The 19,492-nt window shown below is 66.1% G+C and carries 15 protein-coding genes; 10 read left to right on the forward strand and 5 right to left on the reverse strand.

Features of this window, described 5'->3' with window-relative positions:
* Positions 1 to 36: 36 nt before the first annotated feature.
* Positions 37 to 1,038, forward strand: a complete 1,002-nt coding sequence (locus QRQ56_RS13430; protein WP_438740618.1) for a 2-hydroxyacid dehydrogenase — start codon at positions 37 to 39, stop codon at positions 1,036 to 1,038.
* A 3-nt stretch (positions 1,039 to 1,041) separates the two neighbouring features.
* Here QRQ56_RS13430 and QRQ56_RS13435 read toward each other — a convergent pair whose 3' ends face one another.
* The gene (locus QRQ56_RS13435) at positions 1,042 to 1,953 is read right to left on the reverse strand and encodes a LysR family transcriptional regulator (protein WP_438740620.1); all 912 of its coding nucleotides are present in this window, start codon (positions 1,951 to 1,953) and stop codon (positions 1,042 to 1,044) included.
* A gap of 115 nt (positions 1,954 to 2,068) precedes the next feature.
* On the opposite strand from QRQ56_RS13435, the gene QRQ56_RS13440 reads away from it, so the two are divergent.
* Positions 2,069 to 3,076 (forward strand): aldo/keto reductase, encoded by a 1,008-nt coding sequence (locus tag QRQ56_RS13440; RefSeq protein WP_438740622.1) that lies wholly within the window; start codon positions 2,069 to 2,071, stop codon positions 3,074 to 3,076.
* A gap of 9 nt (positions 3,077 to 3,085) precedes the next feature.
* Here the strand turns inward: QRQ56_RS13440 and QRQ56_RS13445 are convergent, their stop codons facing one another.
* Positions 3,086 to 3,889, reverse strand: coding sequence for a HesA/MoeB/ThiF family protein (locus tag QRQ56_RS13445; RefSeq protein WP_438740624.1), 804 nt, complete (start codon positions 3,887 to 3,889; stop codon positions 3,086 to 3,088).
* Between the two features lie 272 nt (positions 3,890 to 4,161).
* Between QRQ56_RS13445 and QRQ56_RS13450 the strand changes: the two genes are divergently transcribed.
* Complete coding sequence (locus tag QRQ56_RS13450; RefSeq protein ID WP_438740625.1) at positions 4,162 to 5,520, forward strand: peptidoglycan-binding protein; 1,359 nt, start codon at positions 4,162 to 4,164, stop codon at positions 5,518 to 5,520.
* An 82-nt stretch (positions 5,521 to 5,602) separates the two neighbouring features.
* Here the strand turns inward: QRQ56_RS13450 and QRQ56_RS13455 are convergent, their stop codons facing one another.
* Both QRQ56_RS13455 and ggt read right to left on the reverse strand, forming a co-directional pair.
* Entirely contained in the window at positions 5,603 to 6,541 is a 939-nt protein-coding gene (locus tag QRQ56_RS13455; RefSeq protein WP_438740627.1) for a sensor histidine kinase, read from the reverse strand.
* A 417-nt stretch (positions 6,542 to 6,958) separates the two neighbouring features.
* Positions 6,959 to 8,638: a gamma-glutamyltransferase gene (gene ggt / locus QRQ56_RS13460; protein WP_438740629.1), complete on the reverse strand. Its 1,680-nt coding sequence runs from the start codon at positions 8,636 to 8,638 to the stop codon at positions 6,959 to 6,961.
* Between the two features lie 236 nt (positions 8,639 to 8,874).
* Between ggt and QRQ56_RS13465 the strand changes: the two genes are divergently transcribed.
* Positions 8,875 to 9,618 (forward strand): AAA family ATPase, encoded by a 744-nt coding sequence (locus QRQ56_RS13465; protein WP_438740631.1) that lies wholly within the window; start codon positions 8,875 to 8,877, stop codon positions 9,616 to 9,618.
* Between the two features lie 366 nt (positions 9,619 to 9,984).
* Here QRQ56_RS13465 and mutM read toward each other — a convergent pair whose 3' ends face one another.
* Entirely contained in the window at positions 9,985 to 10,866 is an 882-nt protein-coding gene (gene mutM / locus QRQ56_RS13470) for a bifunctional DNA-formamidopyrimidine glycosylase/DNA-(apurinic or apyrimidinic site) lyase (RefSeq protein ID WP_438740632.1), read from the reverse strand.
* An 81-nt stretch (positions 10,867 to 10,947) separates the two neighbouring features.
* Between mutM and ubiE the strand changes: the two genes are divergently transcribed.
* The 6 genes from ubiE to tsaE all read left to right on the forward strand — a co-directional run bounded on the left by ubiE (position 10,948) and on the right by tsaE (position 19,483).
* Entirely contained in the window at positions 10,948 to 11,709 is a 762-nt protein-coding gene (gene ubiE / locus QRQ56_RS13475) for a bifunctional demethylmenaquinone methyltransferase/2-methoxy-6-polyprenyl-1,4-benzoquinol methylase UbiE (protein ID WP_438740634.1), read from the forward strand.
* On the forward strand, positions 11,706 to 13,280 hold the full coding sequence (gene ubiB / locus QRQ56_RS13480) for a 2-polyprenylphenol 6-hydroxylase (RefSeq protein WP_438740636.1): 1,575 nt from the start codon (positions 11,706 to 11,708) through the stop codon (positions 13,278 to 13,280). The genes ubiE and ubiB overlap by 4 nt, the downstream gene beginning before the upstream one ends.
* Before the next feature lie 71 nt (positions 13,281 to 13,351).
* Positions 13,352 to 14,803 carry a bifunctional phosphopantothenoylcysteine decarboxylase/phosphopantothenate--cysteine ligase CoaBC gene (gene coaBC / locus QRQ56_RS13485; RefSeq protein ID WP_438740638.1) on the forward strand — a complete coding sequence of 484 codons (1,452 nt, stop codon included), beginning with the start codon at positions 13,352 to 13,354 and terminating at the stop codon, positions 14,801 to 14,803.
* Complete coding sequence (gene dut / locus QRQ56_RS13490) at positions 14,800 to 15,258, forward strand: dUTP diphosphatase (protein ID WP_438740640.1); 459 nt, start codon at positions 14,800 to 14,802, stop codon at positions 15,256 to 15,258. Before coaBC ends, dut begins: the two co-directional genes overlap by 4 nt.
* A 191-nt stretch (positions 15,259 to 15,449) precedes the next feature.
* Positions 15,450 to 17,954, forward strand: a complete 2,505-nt coding sequence (locus tag QRQ56_RS13495; RefSeq protein ID WP_438740642.1) for an ATP-binding protein — start codon at positions 15,450 to 15,452, stop codon at positions 17,952 to 17,954.
* Positions 17,951 to 19,483, forward strand: a complete 1,533-nt coding sequence (gene tsaE / locus QRQ56_RS13500; protein ID WP_438740644.1) for a tRNA (adenosine(37)-N6)-threonylcarbamoyltransferase complex ATPase subunit type 1 TsaE — start codon at positions 17,951 to 17,953, stop codon at positions 19,481 to 19,483. The genes QRQ56_RS13495 and tsaE overlap by 4 nt, the downstream gene beginning before the upstream one ends.
* The last annotated feature ends 9 nt before the right edge of the window (positions 19,484 to 19,492 follow it).

The raw sequence follows: 19,492 nt of genomic DNA on the forward strand, positions 1-19,492 counted from the left end.
ACAGAGGCGGCCTGCGACGCCTCATGAGAGCAGGACATGTCGGTGAAGAAAAAGCCCCTCGTTGTCGTGACGCGCAAGCTGCCGGATTCGATCGAGACGCGGATGCGCGAATTGTTCGACGCGCGGATCAATCTCGAGGACACGCCCATGTCCGCCGAGCAGCTCGCGGAAGCCGCGCGCACCGCCGACGTGCTGGTTCCAACCGTCACCGACCATATCAACGCCGACATCGTCAACCAGCCCGACTGCAAGCTGCGCCTGATCGCCAATTTCGGCAACGGCGTCGACAATATCGACGTCGAGGCCGCGCATGCCCGCGGCATCACCGTCACCAACACGCCGAAGGTCCTGACCGAGGACACCGCCGACATGACCATGGCGCTGATCCTCGCCGTGCCGCGCCGGATGATCGAAGGCGCCTCGATCCTGACCGAAGGAAAGCCCTGGGCCGGCTGGTCGCCGACCTGGATGCTCGGTCATCGCATCGGCGGCAAGCGCCTCGGCATCATCGGCATGGGCCGGATCGGCCAGGCGGTGGCGCGCCGCGCCCGCGCCTTCGGCCTGCAGATCCACTATCACAACCGCCGTCCCGTCGCGCCCGTCATCGCCGAAGAGCTCGGCGCCACCTATTGGGAAAGCCTCGACCAGATGCTGGCGCGGATGGACATCGTCTCGGTGAACTGCCCGCACACGCCGGCGACCTATCATCTGCTCTCGGCGCGGCGGCTGAAGCTGATCCGGAAAGACGCCTACATCGTCAACACCGCGCGCGGCGAAGTCACTGACGAGGACACGCTGATCAAGCTGATCGAAGGCGGCGAGATCGCCGGCGCCGGCCTCGACGTCTACGAGCACGAACCCGCGGTCAACCCGAAGCTGGTGCGGCTCGCCAAGGCCGGCAAGGTGACGCTGATGCCGCATATGGGCTCGGCCACGATCGAAGGCCGTGTCGAGATGGGCGAGAAGGTGATCATCAACATCCGCACCTTCCTCGATGCGCACAAGCCGCCGGATCGCGTGCTGCCCAGCATGCTCTGAGGCTTATTTGCTGCGCGTTTCGCGCTTGCGCCAATCCGCGGCGAAATCGATGAATGCGCGTAGCGCGGGCGGCGTCTGGCGCCGACTTGGATAGTACAGGAACGGGCCCGGGAACGGCTCGCACCAGTCTTCCATCAGGCTGACCAGCGCGCCGGATTTCACGGCTTCACCGACATAACCATCGAGCGTCGCCCAGATGCCGACGCCATCGCGCGCGGCGCGCATCGCAAGGTTCATGTTGGTCGAGATCAGCTTTGCCGGCGGATCGACCTTGACGATCTGGCCGTCTTTCTCGAATTCCAGATCGTGCATGACGCCGCTCGAGTAGCGCGCGCGGATGCAATCATGGTCGAGCAGATCCTTCGGATGTCTCGGTCGTCCGCGGCGCGCGATGTAATCAGGCGAAGCGACGACGACATAGTGCTGCGGGCCGCTCAACGGGATCGCCACCATGTCCTGCGCGAGATGCTCGCCATAGCGCACGCCGGCGTCGAAGCCGGCGCTGACGATGTCGACGAAGCCGCTTTCGGAAACGATGTCGAGATCGACCTGCGAGTGCGCGCCCAGGAACGGGCCGACCATCGGCGCGAGCACGAGATCGACCGCCGGCGGCGGTGCGTTGATGCGCAGCCGGCCTGAGGCGACCTCACGCAGGCCCCGCACCTCGTCCAGGGCATCGCCGACATCCCGCAGCGCCGGCCCCACCCGGGAGAGCAGCAGTTCGCCCGCCTCGGTCAGCGCGACACTGCGGGTGGTCCGGTTCATCAGGCGGACGCCGAGACGCTCCTCGAGGTCCCGCAGCCGCTGGCTCAGGCCCGACACGGACACGCGCATGTCGACCGCCGCGCGCCGGAAATTGCGGGTACGGGCAATCGTCACGAAGGCGTCGAGATCACGCAGGTCGGGCTCGGCCATTGTTCGCTAATGTGAACAAGCTATTCTCAATTGTCCAGATTATCAGCGTAATTAAGGAGGCGCATATCTGGCCTCGTCACGCGGCGCCACCGCCGCCTACTCGAGGAGAGCCATCATGGAACAACGCAAACTCGGTTCGACCGGCCCCACCGTCTCCGCCCTTGGCCTCGGCTGCATGGGCATGTCCGAGGTCTATGGCCCGGCCGATCGCGGCGAAGCCATCGCCACCATCCATGCGGCGCTCGATGGCGGCATCACGCTGCTGGACACCGGCGATTTCTACGCGATGGGCCACAACGAGATGCTGCTCCGCGAGGCGCTGAAGGATGTGCCGCGCGAAAAAGTGCAGCTCAGCGTCAAGTACGGCGCCCTGCGCGGGCCCGCCGGTGAATTCGCCGGGATCGACTCGCGACCGGCTGCGACCAGAAACTTTCTGGCCTATTCGCTGCAGCGGCTCGGCACCGACTACATCGACATCTATCGCCCGGCGCGTCTCGATCCCAACGTCCCCATCGAGGAGACGATTGGCGGCATCGCCGACATGGTGAAGGCAGGCTATGTCAGGCATATCGGCCTGTCCGAGGTCGGCTCAGACACCATCCGCCGCGCACATGCGGTGCATCCGATCGCCGATCTCCAGATCGAATATTCGCTGATCGAGCGTGGCATCGAGCGCGACATCCTCAAGACCTGCCGCGAGCTCGGCATCGGCATCACCGCTTACGGCGTGCTCGCGCGCGGCCTGATCAGCGGCCATTGGTCGAAGGAGTCCGGCAAGGCTGGCCGCGACTACCGGCTGATGACGCCGCGCTTTCAGGGCGCGAACCTCGACGCCAATCTCGCGCTGGTGGAGCAGCTGCGCGTCATCGCCGCCGATGTCGACGCAACGCCGGCACAAGTCGCGATCGCCTGGGTCTCTGCGCAGGACAAGGCGATCGTGCCGCTGGTCGGCGCCCGCACCCGCAAGCGTCTCACCGAAGCATTGGGGGCAACGCAGGTGACTCTGACATCCGCGCATCTTGCCGCGCTGGCAAAGGCCTTCCCGCCGGATGTCGCGTCCGGCACGCGCTATGCGGCCGAGCAGATGGCGCATCTCGACAGCGAGAAGGCGGCGACGACCTGAGCACCGTACTCAGTTGCGATGGGCGCTGAGGTCGTTGACCACGGGCCCGTCGCCGTTGAGCGGATTCGCGGGATCGCGCGCATAGCGCAGCGTCTCGAAGCGCATCGCGCGCGCATCGATCATCAGGAGGCGGCCGACGAGGCCCTCGCCGAAGCCGACGATCTCGCGGATCGCCTCCAGCGCCATCATCGAGCCGAGCACGCCCGCCAGCGCACCCATGACGCCGGCCTCCGCGCAGGCCGGGACCGTGCCGGGCGGCGGCGCCTCCGGAAACAGGCAGCGATAGGTCGGGTTGAATTCGCCCTGTTCGTTTCTCTCATGCGCGCGGATGGTCGTGAGCGAGCCGTCGAAGGTTCCGAGCGCGGCGGTGATCAGCGGCCGCTTGGCGAAGAAGCAGGCGTCCGAAGCCAGATAGCGCGTCGAGAAATTATCCGAGCCGTCCAGCACGAGATCGTAGTCGCCGATCAGGCTGAGCGCATTGTCGGCGTTGAGCCAGGTGGCATGGCCGACGAAGCGGACATGGGGATTGAGGGCCGCGATCCGTTCGGCGGCGCTCTCGACCTTGTGCCTGCCGATATCAGGCGTTGTGTGGATCACCTGCCGCTGCAGGTTCGACAGCGACACCACGTCGTCATCGACCACGCCGAGCGTGCCGACACCAGCCGCGGCCAGATACATCAGGGCGGGCGCGCCGAGGCCGCCGGCGCCGATCACCAGCACGGAAGCCCGCTTCAGCGCGGCCTGGCCCGGGCCGCCGACATCGCGCAGCACGATATGGCGGGCATAGCGTTCCAGTTCGTCCGGGCTCAGCATCGTCTTTTGTCTCTCCTACCGAGCCATCGCCCCATCCCCTCATGGTGAGAAGGCGCGAAGCGCCGTCTCCGGACGATGCTGCGCATCGCCGGGCGAACCATGAAGGCCCGACTGCCGCCCGTTGCCATCCTTCGAGACGCGGCCTTCGGCCGCTCCTCGGAATGAGGACTGCATACGCGGCTCGACCTTAGGCCTGAACCACCCCAACATTGTTCGCGACCAACGAGATGTGCTTCAATGGCAGTGCGTTCAATGGGCTGGTTGGATTTGTCATGAGATCGATGCTTACGGCAACCCTCGTGTTTGCGGCTGCCACGGCTGCGAACGCCCAGATGACGACGTCGCCGGTCGCCGGCGCCAAGCCGAAGACGGTGCAGACCGTGCCGATCCAGCCACCGGCCATGCAGACGCCCGCGGCGACGGCGGACGCGATGGCAAAGGCCGAGCGGCTGGCGCTGCAATCCGACCTCGCCTGGGTCGGCCAGTACAACGGCGCCATCACCGGCGACGTCAGCGATCGCATGGTCAACGCCATCAAGGAATACCAGAAGGCAAAAGGCGGCAAGCCGACCGGCGTGCTCAATCCGCAGGAGCGCACAGCGCTCGCCGAGACGGCGCGAAAGAAGCAGGACGGCGTCGGCTGGAAGATCGTGACGGAGCCGACCAGCGGCGCGCGGCTCGGCATTCCCTCCAAACTGGTGCCGCAGCAGACGAGCGACGCCAATGGCTCGAAATGGACGTCCCCGACGGGAACCGTGCAGGTGCTGCTCAGCCGCCGCAAGGAGGCGAACCCGACCACCGCGAAGCTCGCGGAACTGGAGAAGGAGCCGTCAGGGCGCAAGGTCGACTACACCGTCGTGAAGCCCGACTTCTTCGTGCTGTCGGGCTTGCAGGGCCTGAAGAAATTCTACGTGCGCGGCACCTTTAAAGGCGACGAAGTGCGCACCATGACGATCCTCTACGACCAGGCGACCGAGAACACGGTCGAGCCGGTCGTCATTGCGATGTCGAGCGCGTTCAATCCGTTCCCGGCAGGACCGCAGGCCGGGCCGCCGCCGCGCAAGACGGTTGAATACGGCACCGGCGTCGTCGTCACGGACGACGGCGCGATCGTCGCCGACCGCCTCGTCACCGACGGCTGCCTCGCGATCACCATCGCAGGCCATGGCAGCGCCGACCGTCTCGCCGAGGACAAGGAACGCGGCCTGGCGCTTCTGCACATCTACGGCGCACGCGGCCTGAAGCCGCTCAACCTCGCCGGCGGCGCGGCCAAAACGAATGTGGACATCGTCGGCATCGCCGATCCGCAAAGCCAGGGCGGCGCAGGCAGCGTCTCGGTCGTCAAGGCCGCATCGGCGCCGGTCCCGAGCAGCGATTCCGTGCTTTCCCCGCCACCGGCGGTCGGGTTTTCCGGCAGCCCGGCGATCGATGCCGACGGCAAGTTCGCCGGCATTGCGCTGTTGAAGCCGGCCATGGTGGCGGGCCCTGCGACTTCGGTGCCGGCCTCGCAGGCCGTGTTGGTGTCCACAGACGCCGTGCGCGATTTTCTGAAGGCCAACCAGATCACGCCGAACGGTACATCGACCGACGCGAAAGCCGCCGTCGTGCGCGTGATCTGCGTCAGGAAATAGAGCGAGCGATCCTCGCGCTCTCTCGTGTCCGATGCGGCGCGGTACGTGATGTTTTCCGCTGGGCCACGCCCATGCAGGCGTCTCACGTGATAATTTGCGAAGTCCCGAGATTTCCGAGAGGCGCCGCCAGACGACATTTGAGCCCGGCCGCGCCATAGGAAACATCGACGGAACCGCTGAAGTCGTCTTTCAGCACGCGCGATATAAGCCTGGAGCCGAAACCTGCGCCGACGGGCTCCGACACGGGCGGCCCGTCAATCTCCTCCCAGACAAAAATGAACTTCGACTCACCGTCCTCGGATTCGACCGTCCATGTGATTGATACACAGCCTCCCGCCACGGTCAGCGCGCCGTACTTCAAAGCGTTGGTCGCAAGCTCATGGAGCGCCAGGGACAGAGCAAGCGCTTGCCGAGACTTCACGACGAGTGGAGGACCCGACACCGTGAAGCGGCCTTCACCTGTCCGATAAGGTGCAAGAGCAGTGCGGATCACATCGTGGAGCGGCGCGGCCGCCCAGTTTGACGCGGTCAGCAGGTCCTGCGCGCGTCCAAAGGCGCCCAGCCGCGCCTGGTACTTTTCGAGGCTCGCTTTGCTCGTGGGTTCGCGAAATGTCTGCGCAGCTACCGCGCTCAACACCGCAAGCGTATTCTTGACGCGGTGCTTCAGCTCCTCGTTGATGAGGTTGAGCGCCTCCCTTGCCATATGCTCGGACGTGACATCCCTGCAGACGACAAGCACGCCGCCAACCTTGCCTTCAAGATCGATGGGGCCGAAGCTATAGGTCCACCAAACGTCCTCGCGACGTCCGTGACGCGTGACCGGCACCAATTGGTCCTCGTTCCAGGTCGCTCCCTTGCCAGACATGACGTACTCGATCTGGGGACCAATGATGTCCCAGATCTCAGCCCAACACTCGCGGCCGCCGCTCCCCAAAGCGCTTGGGTGCCTTTCCGGCCCCATCGTCTCCCGATATGCATCGTTGTAGAACTGGATGAGCTCTGGCCCCCACCAGATGAACATAGGGTGCCGCGAAGTCAGAACGAGCCGCACCGTAACCCGAAGACTTTGGGGCCAGTTGTCTGGAGCGCCCAGGGATGTGCTCGACCAGTCAAACGCTCGCGTCAAAGCGCCCAACTCGCCTCCGCCAGCCAAGAAGTCGCCGCCTGTATCCCCGCCCATACGCACAGCCTTACCGAGACGCTGACCGACGCGCCTGCCGACAGCCGGTCGCAGCATACATCGCCGGGCTTGTGTCGTCATCCGCAGTGGATCGGGTCTGAAGTGACGTCGATCCTGCACCGGGAAAGGCGATTGTTCGAAAAATGCCGCCGCTGTTCGAGAAGTGCCAAACCCTGGAACGGGATCGCGACGTCTGGGGGCGATTGGACGACCTCAGGGACCCCCGACGGCCGAGCGCACCGTCCTGTGATTTCCCGGTTAGCCCAACCTGAACCTGATGCCGCTCCGCGCGAGCCCACCCGATATCCCGACCGGCGTGCCGTCGGCGCGCCAGCAGGCGGCTCCGGTCATGGTGCCGTCGTCGTGGAAAGCGATGCCGTTCATGCCGCCGGCGACCGTTGCCACGGGCTGCACTTTATGGCCCAGGCCCTCGAGCTTCCTGCGAACGTCCTCCGGCACCGTCTGCTCGACCTCGAGCGCGTTGCCCTCGGTCCACACACGCGGCGCCTCCACCGCCTCCTGCAGGCTCATGCCGTGGTCGATCAGATTGACCAGCGCCTGCATCGCGCTCGGGAAGATGCGCTTGCCTCCGGGCAGGCCGAGTGCGTAGCGCAGCTTGCCGCCATCGAGCGCCATCATCGGCGACATCGAGGTGGTGACACGCTTGCCCGGTGCCAGAGAGAGCGCGTGGCCCGGCCGCGGATCGAACAGGTTCATGTAGTTGTTGGCGATGGCGCCTAAGCCCGGGATCATGATCTTGGCGCCGAACAGATTGTTGATGGTCTGCGTGGTCGCGACCACGTTGCCAAAGCTGTCCGCCGCCGTCATGTGCGTGGTGTGCGCGCCTTCGAGCTGCGACACGCCGGCGCCCCAAACTTGCGCCCGGGCCGTATCGATGCCGCGGCGGCGCTCCTCGGCATAGGCTTTCGAGGTCAGCTTCTCCACGGGCACCCCGACATAGTCAGGATCGCCGCTGGCGGCGGCGCGATCGGCGAAGGCGATCTTCAGCACTTCGGCGAGGTAGTGAATCGTCTCCGGCGTGCCGAAGCCGAGGCCGCCGATGTCGTAGCCCTCGAGAATGTTGAGCATCTGCGCGATGTGCACGCCGGACGCGGCGGGCGGCGGCGGACCGAGAATGGTCCAGCCCCGATAGTCGGCGCGGATCGGCTGCCGCTCGACCGTCTTGTAGGCCGTAAGATCGTTGCGGCGGATGAAGCCGCCTGCCTTCTCCATGTAGTCGACCAGGATATCGCCGAGCGGCCCCTCGTACAGCGCCTGCTCGCCGTGATCGGCGATGTGACGCAGCGTCTCCGCATATTCCGACTGCACCACGCGCTCGCCGACCTTCAGCGGCGCGCCGCCAGGCAGGAAGATCGCCGCGATCGCCCGGTCCTTGCGCATCTCATCCGCGCTCTCGCTGATACATTCATGCAAATAGGGCGTCGTCGCGTAGCCGCGCGCGGCATGCTTGATCGCAGGCTGCATCACGTCCGCGAGGCTCATGGTGCCGAACCGGCGCAGCGTCTCGCACCAGGCCTTGAGCGAGCCCGGCGTCGCCACCGCCTTCGGGCCGTTGAGATTCTCGTTGCCGATTGTGTCGAACACGTCGTGGGCCGAGCCCGGCTTGGACGTGTAGGTCGTATCGCGAACCGCCGAGGGCACGGTGCTCTGGCCGTCGATGATGCGATGGCTGCCGTCGGCCAGGCGGATATGCGCCATGCCGCCGCCGATGATGCCGACCATCATCGGCTCGACCACGGTCAGCGTGAACAGGGTGGCGATGGCGGCATCGACGGCGTTGCCGCCGGCCGCCAGCATCTCGGCGCCGGCGCTGGAGGCGAGCGGATGGTTGCTGACCACCATGCCGCGGCTCGAGACCGCCGGCATCTTCTGGCAGTCAAAGGTGGTTGCCGTCCGGTCGCGCCAGTTGCTGCTCATCTCGCCTGCCCTTTCAATGCACGGCGGCGAGCACATCACACGTACGACTACTGGTCCAGTAATGGTACGGATTAGCTGGCATTCCCTATTCCGCCATCATCGTTACCGTTGATTCGGACCTCCGCGATCCCCTTTGGATCGGGCCGGCACGTCCTGAGCGAGAAGAGCTCAGCATCGAAATCGATGCACGTTCGCGTGGCGTATTCCTGACCCAACTCCAAAGGATTGATCTTCAAATGCACACGATCGTTTTGGCCACCCAAAAGGGCGGCAGCGGCAAGAGCACGCTCGCCATCGGCCTCGCGCTGGCAGCCAAGCAGGCCGGCTTCACCGTCCGCCTGATCGAGACCGACCCGCAGGGCACCCTGTCCAACTGGGCACGCCGCCGCAACAACGACGACGTCGTCGTCGAGCCGATCTACCATGCCGCCGACATCGAGCCGCGTCTGAAGATGCTGGCCGACAGCGGCCTGCAGCTCGCGATCGTCGACACCGCGGCCGGCCTGTCCGCCGCAACCACCGCGGCGATCCGCCATTCCGATCTCTGCCTGATCCCGGCCCGCCCGAGCGTTGCCGACATCGAGGCGACGGTCTCGACGCTCAGCGTCGCGCGCGCCTGGAAGCGGCCCTACAGCTTCGTGCTCAACCAGACGCCGATCCGCGGCCAGCGCATCGACAACGCCGCCAACACGCTCGCCGAGGAAGCCGCGCTCGATCTCGCCGAGGTGCTCGCGCGCCCGCTGATCGTGATGCGCAATGATCACCAGGACTCGCTCGCGAGCGGTCTCGCGGTCAGCGAGTTCGCGCCGAACGGCAAGTCGGCGGACGAGGTCCGCGGCCTCTGGCGCTGGATCGAGACCCGGCTCGAGCTCGAAGCCACGACCAACGTCCTGATCGACCAGGTGATGTCGGCTGCGGACGGCATGCTTCACGTCGCCGCCGAGCTTGCGGCGGACGAGACCACGACCCTGGCGTCCTGAGCGGGGCAATCGCTCAGGACGACAGTCGGCCCTTCGCCATCCGGAAGGGCCCCAGCGACGAAGCAATCCGGCCACCAGCCCGGTCGGATTGCTTCGCTTCGCGTTTTTGGAAAACTCTCTCCACCCGTCATTGCGAGCGCAGCGAAGCAATCCAGATTCTCTCCGCGGAGACGGTCTGGATTGCTTCGTCGCAAGAGCTCCTCGCAATGACGGAGTCCGTTGCTCGAGCTCGAGCTCAATCGGCGAACTCGTTCTCGTAGCCCGGATGGAGCGCAGCGCAATCCGGGACGCCTGCATCCGTTGAGCGAAGGCCCCGGATTACGCTGCGCTCCATCCGGGCTACGGCGCCGACGTTACGGACCTGCGCTATTTCTGACATTTCGGACACCAGAAGGTCGAGCGTCCGTTCTGAGTGAAGCGCTTGACCGTACCGCCACAGCCCGGCGTCTTGCAGACCTCTCCTTCACGGTCATAGACCTTGAACGAATGCTGGAAATAGCCGAGCTCGCCCGAGGTCTGGCGATGATCGCGCAGGCTGGAGCCCCCGGCCTTGATCGCATCGTTCAGCACGGTGTGGATCGCGCCGACCAATCGCTTCGCATGGTCCGTCGGCTCACCCTTCCTGGTCGCCAGCGTCGCCGCGATCCGGCGCGGCGACAGATGCGAGCGATGCAGCGCCTCGCAGACATAGATGTTGCCAAGCCCCGCCACCACGCGCTGGTCGAGCAGCGCGGCCTTCAGGCTGGTCGTCTTGTCCTGGCAGGATCGCGCCAGCATCGCGGCGTCGAACTCGTTGCCGAGCGGCTCGGGGCCGAGCCCGCGCAGCAGCGGCTCGTCCTCAAGCGCGTTGCGCGCGATCACTTTCATGTAACCGAAGCGCCTGGGATCGTTGAACACGATGTCCGCGCCGGAGGACATCCGAAACAGCACGTGATCGTGCGCTGAGTCCTTGCCCTTGGGATAGTGAAACTCGCCGGGCGCGGCCTCGTTGTCGGGCTTGATGACGCGGAACGAGCCCGACATGCCCAGATGCATCAGCAGCACGTCGCCGGAGGCGAGATCGGCCATGAGATATTTTGCACGGCGACCGAGCCCGGTGACCACCTGGCCCTTGAGCCGGGCCACGAAGTCCGGCTGGAACGGAAAGCGCAAATCCGGCCGGCGGGCCTCCGCGACCAGGATTTTCGCACCCTCCATGACGGGCTGAAGGCCGCGGCGGACGGTCTCGACTTCGGGCAATTCAGGCATGGTCAGGCATTCACCTTATGAGGGCGGTGTGATAGCGCCATTACGGCGGGCGCGCTATGGTTCGCCCAGTGGAGTAGAGTAATGGATCGGCCGGGCGAAACCACGCATTTTGGCTTCAGGGACGTTCCCCTCGGGGACAAGCAGACGCTGGTGAACGACGTGTTTCACAGCGTGGCGTCGCGCTATGACCTGATGAACGACCTGATGTCCGGTGGCCTGCACCGGGTCTGGAAGGACATCATGATCACGGCGCTGGACCCGCCCCGAAGCGACCGGCCATTCGCGCTGCTCGACGTTGCCGGCGGCACCGGCGACATCTCGTTCCGCGCTGCCAAGGCAGCGGGCGCGGGCTTCCATGCCACCGTCTGCGACATCAATTCCGACATGCTCGCCGTGGGCCGCGAGCGCGCCATCAAGCGGCATCTCGAGACCCAGGTGGATTTCGTCGAGGGCAACGCCGAGGCGCTCAGCTTCGCCGACCGCAGCTTCGACGCATATACGATCGCTTTCGGCATTCGCAATGTACCGCAGATCGACAAGGCGCTGGCCGAGGCCTATCGCGTGCTCAAGCCCGGCAGTCGCTTTCTCTGCCTGGAATTCTCCACCGTCGAGATGCCCGGCCTCGACAAGATCTATGACCTGTTCTCGTTCAAGGTGATTCCGCCGCTCGGCCGCATGGTCACGGGCGATGCCGAATCCTATCAATATCTCGTCGAATCGATCCGCAAGTTTCCGAAGCCGAACGCCTTCGCCGACATGATCCGCGACGCCGGCTTTTCCCGCGTGAGCTGGCAGACACTCTCCGGCGGCATCGTCGCACTGCATTCGGGCTGGCGTTTGTGATCTCTGCCTTCACCCACATTTCGCGCCTGATCCGCGCCGCGTTCGTGTTCGCGCGCGAAGGCGTGTTCGGTTCGGTCGACCCGAGCCTGGTGCCGCCGCCCGGCCAGCTTGCACTGAAGCTGGCGCGCCTCGTCGAACGGCGCGGCGTCAAGCACGGCCCGCGGATCGCGCGCGCGCTGACGCGGATGGGCCCCGCCTATCTCAAGCTCGGACAGTTCCTGGCCACGCGCCCCGACGTCGTCGGCGTCATCATGGCGCGCGACCTCGAAAGCCTGCAGGACCGTCTGCCGCCGTTTCCGCAGGACGAAGCCGAGGCCGCCATCGCGACCTCGCTGGAACGACCGCTGAAGGATATCTTCGTAAGCCTCAGTCCGCCGGTCGCAGCCGCCTCGATCGCGCAGGTGCATCGCGGCGAGGTGATGCATGACGGCGTCCGCAAACAGGTCGCGGTCAAGGTGCTCAGGCCGAACGTAGCGTCGCGCTTCCGCCGCGACCTCTCCGATTTCTTCTTCGTCGCGCACAAGGCCGAGGCCTATTCGGCGGAAGCGCGGCGGTTGCGCCTGATCGAGGTCATCAACACCATGTCGCGCTCGGTCGCCATGGAAATGGACCTGCGGCTGGAGGCGGCCGCGTTGTCGGAGATGGCGGAGAACACCCGCGACGATCCCGATTTCCGCGTGCCCGAGGTCGATTGGGACCGCACCACGCACAACGTGCTGACGATGGAGTGGATCGACGGCATCGCGCTGAACGATCACAAGCGCCTGGCAGAATCGCAGGTCGACCTGCCCGACCTCGGCCGCAAGGTGATCCAGAGTTTCCTGCGCCACGCGCTGCGCGACGGCTTCTTCCATGCCGACATGCATCCGGGCAATCTGTTCCTCGATGACGCCGGCCGCCTCGTCGCGGTCGATTTCGGCATCATGGGCCGGCTCGGGATGAAGGAGCGGCGCTTCCTCGCCGAAATCTTGCTCGGCTTCATCACCCGCGATTATCGCCGTGTCGCCGAGGTGCATTTCGAAGCCGGCTACGTGCCGGCGCATCATTCGGTCGAGAACTTCGCGCAAGCGATCCGCGCCATCGGCGAGCCGATTCACAACCGCACGGCTGAAGAGATCTCGATGGCGCGGCTGCTCACGCTGCTGCTCGAGGTCACCGGCCTGTTCGACATGACGACGCGGCCGGAGCTGATCCTGCTGCAGAAGACCATGGTCGTGGTCGAGGGCGTGGCGCGGGGCTTCGATCCCAGGCTCGATATCTGGAAGGTCGCCGACCCCGTGGTGCGCGAATGGATCGAGCGCAATCTCGGACCGATCGGGCGCGTGCAGGGCGCGCTTGCCGGGACCGGCGACATCGCGCGCGTGCTGATGCGCCTTCCGGAGATCGCCGAGCGGTCGGTCAAGGTGCTCGAGCAGCTCGAAACCATGACGCGGGAGGGCATCCGCCTGTCGCCTGAAAGCATCGCCGCGATGGGCCGCAGCGAGGGCCGCAAGAACCGCTGGCGCACCGTCGCGCTCTGGATCATCGCCGCGACCTTCATCGGGATCCTGATCGCCGTCCGGAATCTCTGATTGCCAAAGCCTGATTGCATTGCAATCACACGAGTGATAGCATCGCTATCATTCCGTGCTGGAGGGGCGCCATGGCAAGCCTTACCATCCGCAAGCTCGACGACACCGTCAAAACCTATTTGCGGCTGCGTTCGGCCAAGAATCGCAGGTCGGTCGAGGAAGAGGTCCGGGTCATCCTGCGGGAGCTGATCGAAGGCCGCGAGGAGCCGCTGACGCCGTTTTCGGCGCCGCCGGCACCATCTTCCGCCCCCACGCCCCAGCGCACCGGCGCGGACCCCGAGGCCAGCGTCACCCTGATCATCGGCGGCGGCATCGCGGCCTACAAGTCGCTGGACCTGATCCGCCGGCTGAAGGAGCGGCGCATCGAGGTCCGCTGCGTGCTGACCAAGGCGGCGCAGCAATTCGTGACCCCGCTGGCGGTGAGCGCGCTGTCGCATGAGCGCGTCTACACCGACCTGTTCGACCCCCAGAGCGAGTTCGACGCCGGCCATATCCGCCTCGCGCGCGAGTGCGACCTGGTCGTGGTGGCGCCGGCCACCGCCGACCTGATGGCGAAGATGGCGAACGGCCATGCCGACGATCTCGCCAGCGCCATCCTGCTCGCGACCAATCGCAAGATCCTGCTGGCGCCGGCGATGAACCCGCTGATGTGGAACAACGCGGCGACACGGCGGAACGTCGGCTTGCTCCAGCGCGACGGCGTGGTGCTGATCGGACCGAATTCCGGCGAGATGGCGGAGGCGGGCGAAGCCGGCATCGGCCGCATGTCGGAAGCGATCGAGATTGCCACAGCGGCCGAACGCCTGCTGCGGCCGCCGGTGCCGAAGCCGCTCGCCGGCAAGCGCGTGCTGATCACCGCAGGGCCGACGCACGAGCCGATCGATCCGGTGCGCTACATCGCCAACCGCTCGTCCGGCAAGCAGGGCTTCGCGATTGCCGCGGCCGCGCAGGCCGCTGGCGCTGAAGTGATCCTGGTCAGCGGCCCGGTCGATCTGGACGATCCCGCCGGCGTGACGGTGAAACATGTCGAATCGGCGCGGCAGATGCTGGAGCAGGTGCAGGCATCGCTTCCCGCCGACATCGCCATCTTCGCCGCCGCCGTCGCCGACTGGCGCGTCGTCAATGAGGGCGAGCAGAAGCTGAAGAAGACCTCGGCCGGCATGCCGCCGCTGCAACTGGTCGAGAATCCCGACATCCTCGCCACGATCTCTAAGCTGACCGACAAGCGTCCGCCGCTTGTGATCGGTTTTGCCGCCGAGACCGAGCACCTCATCGACAACGCCAGGTCCAAGCTGGCACGCAAGGGCTGCGACTGGATCGTCGCCAACGACGTCTCGCCTGCCACCGGCGTGATGGGCGGCGACCGCAACACCGTGCACCTGCTGAGCCGCAAGAATGGCGCGAAGGACGGTGAGATTGCAGTTGATTCCTGGCCGGTGATGACCAAGGAACAGGTCGCCATCGAACTGGTCGCGCACATCGCAAAGAGCGCGACCGACAAATCCACGGAGCCGGCGTCTTGAGCACTGAAGTCACGGTCGAACTGCAGCAACTGGCGCATGCCGACGGTTTGCCCCTACCGGCCTATCAAACCGCGGACGCCGCCGGCCTCGATTTGATGGCAGCCGTGCCGGAGGGCGAGCCGATGACGCTCGCGCCGGGCCAATATGCACTGGTGCCCACGGGGCTTGCGATCGCCTTGCCGCCCGGGCACGAGGCGCAGGTGCGGCCGCGTTCGGGACTCGCCGCCAAGCACGGCGTCACCGTGCTGAATTCGCCCGGCACGATCGACGCCGATTACCGCGGCGAGATCAAGGTCATCCTGATCAATCACGGCGCGGCGCCGTTCGTGATCAAGCGCGGCGAGCGCATCGCCCAGATGGTGATCGCACCCGTGGTGCAGGCCGCACTGGTTCCCGTCGCCACCTTGTCGGCAACCGACCGCGGCGCCGGCGGCTTCGGCTCGACCGGCCGCTAACTCCAGGCAATCCCAGCCGAATCATCCCGAAGAACGACGTGCGCTGGAACCACCCGCCCGGCATTTTTTAGGGACCGCTTTTACGTTCACGATCTGGACTCTTACCGGCGGAGTCGCGGTGAGGGTATTGTCTTTTGATTCGCGCACGACGGGGGTCGCCGCGCGTAAATTTGTGCGGTCTTGGGGCAACTATGTCAGGCGTGATCGTGTCGATGCGTCGGACGCTGCTGTCGTGCACATCGTTGGCGCGCAACGGCTTGTTGGGAGGCGCTCTTGCAGCGCTGCTGCCGGCTGCGCCGGCCGAGGCCGCCGACCTCATCGACACCCTCTCCATCATGCTGGATTTCAACCGGCAGGAACTCGCGGTGCTCGCCACCGCGCTGGCCCTGCTCGGCTTCTCGGTGGTGGCCGCGATCCTGTTGATGCGCACCAGGGTGCGCACGGCGAAGAACGAGGCGCGGCTGCGCGCGCGAATCGGGGAACTGCAGCTGCAGGCCGACCGCTTCGGCGCGCTGCTGTTCGCCGAGCCGCAGATCCTGATCTCCTGGCCGGCCGGCGACAATCGCGCGCAGATTTCCGGCGACGTCTCCATGGTGCTGCCGCGCGACTCCTCGCCGCAACGCGTGCTCGCTTTCGGAACCTGGCTGCCGCCGGAACCCGCACTGCAGATGGACCATGCGGTCGACGCGCTGCGTGACCGCGGCGACGGGTTCCAGCTGACGCTCACCACCGCGCATGGTCACACGCTGGAAGCGATCGGCCGCGCCATCGGCGGCCAGGCCATCGTCCGGATTCGCGAGCTCTCCGGTCTCCGGCGCGACCTCGCCGAAACCAATCTGCGTTACAAGGCGCTCTCGGACGAGACCGAGATGCTGCGCGGTTTCGCCGCCGCCGCGCCGTGGCCGATCTGGGCCAAGGGCGACAACGGCGCGCTCACTTTCGCCAATCCGGCCTATGTCCGCGCGACCGAGGCGGCCAGCGTCACCGATGCGCAGGAGCGCAAGCTCGAACTGCTCGACAGCGCCGACCGCACCGCGATGGAGCGGGGACTGAAGGATACGGCGAGCTTCACCTCGCGGATGCCGATCGTGATCGGCGGCGAGCGGCGCATCTATGACGTGCGCGCGGTCAATGTCGGCAACGGCAGCGTCGGCGTCGCCATCGATGCCAGCGAGGCGGATGCGCTCAGCTCGGCGCTGGTGCGAATGGCGGAAGCGCATCGCCGCACCCTCGACCAGCTTTCCTCGGGTGTCGCCGTGTTCGACGGCCAGCGGCGCCTTGCCTTCTACAACGATTCCTACCGCCGGCTGTGGGATCTCGACCGTAACTTCCTCGACGCCCATCCGGACGATTCCAGCGTGCTCGACCAGCTCCGCGCCGCGCGCAAGCTGCAGGAGCAGCCGAACTTCCGGGAGTGGAAGGCCAAGCTGCACGAGGCCTACCGCGCGGTCGAGGCCGCCAAGGACACCTGGTACCTGCCCGACGGCCGCGCGCTCTCCGTCGTCACCACGCCGAACCCGGAGGGCGGCGTCACCTATCTGTTCGACGACGTCACCGAAAGCCTTGAGCTCGCCCGCCGCTTCGACGGCATGATCCGCGTTCAGCGCGAGACGCTGGACAGTCTCGCCGAGGGCGTCGCGGTGTTCGGCAGCAACGGCAAGGCGCAGCTGTTCAACCCGGCCTTCGTGCGGATGTGGAAGCTGTCGAGCGATGCCATGCGCGACGAGCCGCACATCCAGACCGTGGAAGGATGGTGCCATCAGCTGTTCGACGATCCCGCGGTGTGGCGCCAGATCCGCGAGGCCGTCACCTCGATCGAGAGCCGCGCCGACGTGCCGCTGAAGCTGGAGCGCAAGGACGGCAGCGTGCTCGACGGCATGATCCGCCCGCTGCATGACGGCGCGACCATGCTGACGTTCCAGGACATCACCGACACCGAGAATGTCGAGCGCGCGCTGCGCGAGCGCAACGAGGCACTGGAGACCGCCGACCAGATGAAGGTGGATTTCGTCCACCACGTCTCCTACGAGCTGCGCTCGCCGCTCACCACCATCATCGGCTTCGCGCATTTCCTCAGCGACCCCTCGACCGGACCGCTGACGCCGAAACAGGCCGAATATCTCGACTACGTCACCAAATCGACCAACGCGCTGCTGGCGCTCACCAACAACATCCTCGATCTCGCCACCATCGACGCCGGCGCGATGAAGCTGGAACTCGGCCCCGTGGACGTCAGCAAGACCATCGAGCTGGCCGCCGAGGGCATCCAGGACCGCCTCGCCACCGACCGCATCCGCCTCAAGGTCGAGATCGCGCCCGATATCGGCAGCTTCGTCGGCGACGAGAAGCGCGTAGTGCAGGTGCTCTATAACCTCCTCGCCAATGCCGTCGGGTTTTCTCCACAGGATTCCACCGTCGGCATCAGCGCGCGGCGCACCGAGCACAGCGTGGTCTTCACCGTGACAGATTCCGGGCCTGGAATACCTGCCGACATGAAGGACAAGGTGTTCAACTGGTTCGAAAGCCGCTCGCAGGGCTCGCGTCACCGCGGTGCCGGGCTCGGCCTGTCGCTGGTGCGCTCCTTCGTCGAGCTGCATGGCGGCAAGGTGCGGGTGGATTCGATCGTCGGCCGCGGCACGGTCGTGATCTGCGATTTCCCGACCGACCAGGCGGCGCATCGCGACGCCGCCGAATGACAGAACCCACCAAACTCTCCGTCGCGCTCCACAACGAGACGGCCACCGCGCAATTGATGGCGGATCTCGCGCTGCTGGTCGGCCCCGGCGATGTCATCACCCTCACCGGCGATCTCGGCGCCGGCAAGACCGCGGCGGCCCGCAGCCTGATCCGCTATCTCGCCGCCGACGAAGAGCTGGAGGTGCCGAGCCCGACCTTCACGCTGGTGCAGGGCTACGAGCTGCCGCCCTTCCCGGTGCTGCACGCCGATCTCTACCGCGTCGAGGACGAAAGCGAGCTGGAGGAGATCGGCCTGTCGCCGCTGCCCGATGCCACGCTCGTGCTGATCGAATGGCCGGAGCGCGCGCCGTCGGCCATGCCCACCGATCGCATCGACATCGCGCTGACGCATCGCCCCGCACTGGGCTCGACTGCGCGCGCCGCCGATGTCACCGGCCACGGCAAGAGCGCGGCCACGGTCGCAAGGCTGCAGGCGCTGCGCGAGTTCCTCGATGCGTCCGGATATATGGATGCGACGCGCAAGCGCATGGCGGGCGATGCCTCGACGCGCTCCTATGCGCGGCTTCTGCGCGACGACGAGATCGTCATCCTCATGAACTTTCCGCAGCGGCCCGATGGCGCTGCGATGTACGGCGGAAAATCCTACAGCGCCGCGGTCCATCTCGCCGAAAACGTCAGGCCTTTCGTCGCCGTCGACGAGGGCCTGCGCGCGCAGGGAATCTCGGCGCCGAAGATCCATCATTTCGATCTCGACCACGGTTTTCTGATCTCGGAGGATTTCGGCAGCGAAGCCGTGATCGAGGGCGAGCCGCCGCGCCCGATCGTCGAGCGCTACGAAGCCGCAACCGACGTGCTCGCCGCGCTGCATGGTAAGACGCTGCCGGAAACGCTGCCGCTGGACGGCCAGACCTACGCCATCCCCGTCTTCGACACCGAGGCGCTGCTGATCGAGATCGGCTTGATGCCGGAATGGTATCTGCCCGACCGCAACGCGCCGCTGAGCGATGCGGCGCGTGCGGAGTTCTTCGCGATGTGGCGCGAGCTCTTGAAGAAGCCGCTGGCCTCGCCGAGGACGTGGATCATCCGCGATTATCATTCGCCCAATCTGATCTGGCTCGGCGATCGCACCGGCATCGAGCGCGTCGGCGTAATCGATTTCCAGGACACCGTGCTCGGTCCGCAATCCTACGACGTGGTGTCGCTGCTCCAGGACGCACGGATCGACGTGCCCGAAAACGTCGAGCTGACGCTGCTGTCGCGCTACATCAAGGCGCGCCGCGCGGCCGATGCGAGCTTCGATGCGGCAGGCTTCGCCGAGACCTACGCCATCATGTCGGCGCAGCGGAACACGCGCCTGCTCGGCACCTTCGCCCGCCTCAACCGCCGCGACGGCAAGCCGCATTATCTGCGCCACCAGCCGCGGATCTGGACCTATCTGCAGCGCTCGCTGGCCCATCCCGCGCTGAGCTTCCTGCGCGACTGGTATCTGGCCAACGTCCCCCAGCCCCAAAGCCCGCCGGAGACCTGATTCGCGGGT

The sequence above is a fragment of the Bradyrhizobium sp. U531 genome (assembly GCF_051710265.1).
Lineage (GTDB): Bacteria > Pseudomonadota > Alphaproteobacteria > Rhizobiales > Xanthobacteraceae > Bradyrhizobium.

What these genes read in the sequence shown, in the direction of transcription:
- QRQ56_RS13450 (WP_438740625.1), top strand. Translation starts at nt 4,162, where the DNA reads ATGAGATCGATGCTTACGGCAACCCTCGTGTTTGCGGCTGCCACGGCT.
- ubiE (WP_438740634.1), top strand. Translation starts at nt 10,948, where the DNA reads ATGGATCGGCCGGGCGAAACCACGCATTTTGGCTTCAGGGACGTTCCC.
- QRQ56_RS13495 (WP_438740642.1), top strand. Translation starts at nt 15,450, where the DNA reads ATGTCAGGCGTGATCGTGTCGATGCGTCGGACGCTGCTGTCGTGCACA.
- QRQ56_RS13455 (WP_438740627.1), bottom strand. Translation starts at nt 6,541, where the DNA reads ATGTTCATCTGGTGGGGGCCAGAGCTCATCCAGTTCTACAACGATGCA.
- QRQ56_RS13435 (WP_438740620.1), bottom strand. Translation starts at nt 1,953, where the DNA reads ATGGCCGAGCCCGACCTGCGTGATCTCGACGCCTTCGTGACGATTGCC.
- mutM (WP_438740632.1), bottom strand. Translation starts at nt 10,866, where the DNA reads ATGCCTGAATTGCCCGAAGTCGAGACCGTCCGCCGCGGCCTTCAGCCC.
- QRQ56_RS13445 (WP_438740624.1), bottom strand. Translation starts at nt 3,889, where the DNA reads ATGCTGAGCCCGGACGAACTGGAACGCTATGCCCGCCATATCGTGCTG.
- QRQ56_RS13465 (WP_438740631.1), top strand. Translation starts at nt 8,875, where the DNA reads ATGCACACGATCGTTTTGGCCACCCAAAAGGGCGGCAGCGGCAAGAGC.
- QRQ56_RS13430 (WP_438740618.1), top strand. Translation starts at nt 37, where the DNA reads ATGTCGGTGAAGAAAAAGCCCCTCGTTGTCGTGACGCGCAAGCTGCCG.
- coaBC (WP_438740638.1), top strand. Translation starts at nt 13,352, where the DNA reads ATGGCAAGCCTTACCATCCGCAAGCTCGACGACACCGTCAAAACCTAT.
- QRQ56_RS13440 (WP_438740622.1), top strand. Translation starts at nt 2,069, where the DNA reads ATGGAACAACGCAAACTCGGTTCGACCGGCCCCACCGTCTCCGCCCTT.
- tsaE (WP_438740644.1), top strand. Translation starts at nt 17,951, where the DNA reads ATGACAGAACCCACCAAACTCTCCGTCGCGCTCCACAACGAGACGGCC.
- ggt (WP_438740629.1), bottom strand. Translation starts at nt 8,638, where the DNA reads ATGAGCAGCAACTGGCGCGACCGGACGGCAACCACCTTTGACTGCCAG.